The sequence below is a fragment of the uncultured Marinobacter sp. genome (genome assembly GCF_963974375.1).
Classification (GTDB): Bacteria; Pseudomonadota; Gammaproteobacteria; order Pseudomonadales; family Oleiphilaceae; genus Marinobacter.
The window spans coordinates 1-2,996 of record NZ_CAXBDN010000374.1 but is presented as its reverse complement, the minus strand read 5'-3'; the positions used below and the strand labels follow the sequence as shown (position 1 = coordinate 2,996).

Annotated in this window: 3 protein-coding genes; 1 reads left to right on the top strand and 2 read right to left on the bottom strand. The window is 59.3% G+C overall.

Going from position 1 to position 2,996, the window contains the following annotated elements; all coding sequences use genetic code 11:
• The coding region (locus AAC035_RS20255; protein ID WP_339806918.1) for a topoisomerase DNA-binding C4 zinc finger domain-containing protein at positions 1-617 on the top strand (617 nt) is incomplete at its 5' end.
• Between the two features lie 451 nt (positions 618-1,068).
• Here the strand turns inward: AAC035_RS20255 and AAC035_RS20250 are convergent.
• Together AAC035_RS20250 and gltA are read right to left on the bottom strand one after the other, a co-directional pair.
• The gene (locus tag AAC035_RS20250; RefSeq protein WP_339806917.1) at positions 1,069-1,938 is read right to left on the bottom strand and encodes an NAD(P)-dependent oxidoreductase; all 870 of its coding nucleotides are present in this window, start codon (positions 1,936-1,938) and stop codon (positions 1,069-1,071) included.
• 135 nt (positions 1,939-2,073) lie between these two features.
• Positions 2,074-2,996 (bottom strand): citrate synthase (gene gltA / locus AAC035_RS20245; protein ID WP_339806916.1); only part of this gene is annotated, 923 nt, incomplete at its 5' end.

Genomic DNA, 2,996 nt, shown 5'->3' with positions numbered 1-2,996 from the left:
AATGCAGTACCGCCATGGACAGCTACCTGGTGGATGAGAAGCGCAAGCTGCATGTCTGTGGCAATAACCCGGACTGCTCGGGTTATGAGGTGGAAGAGGGCACTTTCCGCATCAAGGGCTACGACGGTCCGACCCTTGAATGTGATAAATGCGGCTCGGAAATGCAGCTGAAGACCGGCCGCTTTGGCAAGTACTTCGGTTGCACCAACAGCGAATGCAAGAATACCCGCAAGCTACTGAAAAGCGGTGAACCCGCGCCACCCAAGATGGACCCGGTGCCCATGCCGGAGCTGCAGTGCCAGAAGGTTGACGATACCTACGTCCTGCGTGATGGTGCTTCAGGCCTGTTTCTGGCCGCCAGTAAATTCCCGAAAAACCGGGAAACGCGGCCGCCACTGGTGAAAGAGCTGCTGCCACACCGGGATGAGATCGACCCGAAACACGATTATCTGATGGACGCGCCGGTGAAAGACCCGGACGGCAACCCGACGGTGATCCGCTACAGTCGCAAGACCAAAGAACAATACGTCATGACCGAAAAGGAAGACGGCAAGGCCACAGGCTGGTCGGCGTGGTACGACAACGGCCGCTGGGTGCCACAGGATAAGCGCAAGTAACAGGGTACCGCCCTTCGACAGGCTCCCTTCGACAGGCTCAGGGCGAACGGTAGCAGGAGAAAGGTTAAAGATACCTCGCTGCGAAACCCGCGACTTCGTTCGGAATGAGCCTGTCGCTTCATTCGCTCTGAGCCTGTCGCCACGTTCGCTCTGAGCCTGTCACCTCGTTCGCCCTTAGCCTGGAACTCCGTCCGCCCTGAGCCTGTCGAAGGGCGGCAACTCAGGGTAAACGTAGGCGGGAGAAAGGTTAAAGCTACTCCGCCTCGGAACCTGGCACTCCGTTCGCTTTGAGCCTTTCGCCTCGTTCGCCCTGAGCCTGTCGAAGGGCATATTCAGGGTGAACCGTAGCGGGAGAAAGGTTAAAGATACTCCGCCCCGGAACCCGACACTCCGTCCGCCCTGAGCTTGTCGAAGGGCGGCAGACTCGGGACCGATGGAAAGAACAGGAAAATTATTTCTTCCGTAACCGCTGGATCAGCGAAGACGTATCCCAGCGGTTGCCCCCCATATCCTGGACATCCCCATAGAACTGATCCACCAGCGCTGCCACCGGTAGTCTGGCGCCGTTGCGGCGGGCTTCGTCCAGCACGATGCCGAGATCCTTGCGCATCCAGTCCACCGCGAAACCGTGTTCGAACTGGCCGTCAATCATGGTGCCGCTGCGGTTTTCCATCTGCCAGGACTGGGCTGCGCCCTTGGAAATGACATCCACCACCTTGCGTACGTCCAGGTCGGCCTGTTCGGCAAAATGCAGTGCCTCGGAAAGCCCCTGTATGAGACCGGCAATGGCAATCTGGTTGACCATTTTGGTTTTCTGGCCGCTACCGGCAGGGCCCATCAGGTTCAGGGCTTTGGCGTAGTGGGCCAGTATCGGCCGGGCCTTGGCAAAGGCTTCGGGCTCGCCGCCGCACATGATAGTGAGCTGACCGTTTTCCGCGCCTTGCTGTCCGCCGGACACCGGCGCGTCGATAAAGTGCTGGCCATATCCTGCGGCCTGCTTTGACAGGTGTTCAGCAATACCGGCAGACGCAGTGGTGTGATCGACCAGCAGAGCCCCGCTGGGCGCGTTGGCGAGAATGCCATCCGGCCCTTCGAAGACGGCCCTGAGGTCCGGGTCAGCACCCACGCACACGATAACGATATCGGCACCCCGGACCGCCTCAGCAATGCTGGCGGAGGCTGTGCCTTTATGCTGCTCGGCCCAGTTCCGGGCTTTGTCCGGGGAGCGGTTCCAGACTCTGACCTCCAGGCCGGCGCTGGCCAGGTGGCCGGCCATTGGATATCCCATAACCCCAAGTCCGATAAATGCGGCGATTGTCATTTTGGTGTCTGCCTGAGTCTGGTGGTTAACAACGGCTGGCCGAAGCCAGAAGGGAAGGGCGATATAATCGCAAAACCCGGGGCACAAAAAAAGGCCGCTGGGTGTCAGCGGCCTTCAGTACGGTTTGCCAGGTGATTACTTTTTCGGGTAATCACGCTGCTCCGGACCGGTGTACAGCTGGCGCGGGCGACCAATGCGGTAGTCGCCAGATACCATCTCGTTCCAGTGGCTGAACCAGCCAATGGTGCGGGACATGGCAAAAATGACCGTAAACATCGAGGTCGGAATGCCCATGGCCTTCAGGATGATGCCTGAATAGAAGTCCACGTTGGGGTAGAGCTTGCGGGCCACAAAGTATTCGTCGTCCAGCGCGATTTTCTCCAGACGCTGGGCAATACGAAGCTGCGGATCGTTTTCCAGGCCCAGTTCCGACAGAACCTCGTGGGCGGTTTCACGCATGACCTTGGCGCGGGGGTCGAAGTTCTTGTACACCCGATGGCCGAAGCCCATGAGGCGGAACGGATCGTCCTTGTCCTTGGCCTTGGCGATGAAGGTTTCGATGTTCTTCTCGTCGCCGATTTCTGCCAGCATGTCCAGTACCGCTTCGTTGGCACCGCCGTGAGCGGGCCCCCAGAGCGCTGCAATGCCTGAAGCGATGCAGGCATAGGGGTTGGCGCCGGTGGAGCCGGCCAGGCGAACGGTGGAGGTTGAGGCGTTCTGCTCGTGGTCTGCGTGCAACAGAAATATCTTGTCCATGGCCTTGGCCAGCACCGGGTTAGGCACGTAATCCTCGCAAGGCACGCCAAACATCATGTGCAGGAAGTTCTCTGCATAGTTGAGGTCGTTGCGGGGATACATGAAGGGCTGGCCGATGGAGTACTTGTAGCACCAGGCGGCGATGGTGGGCATCTTGGCAATCAGACGGTGGCCGGTGATTTCACGCTGACGGGGATCGGTAACGTCCATCTGGTCGTGGTAGAAGGCAGACAGGGCACCCACTACCCCACACATGATGGCCATCGGATGCGCGTCACGGCGGAAGCCGTTGAAGAAATTGC

Excerpts from the sequence above, each read along its gene's own strand:
- AAC035_RS20250 (WP_339806917.1), bottom strand. The coding sequence starts at position 1,938 with ATGACAATCGCCGCATTTATCGGACTTGGGGTTATGGGATATCCAATG.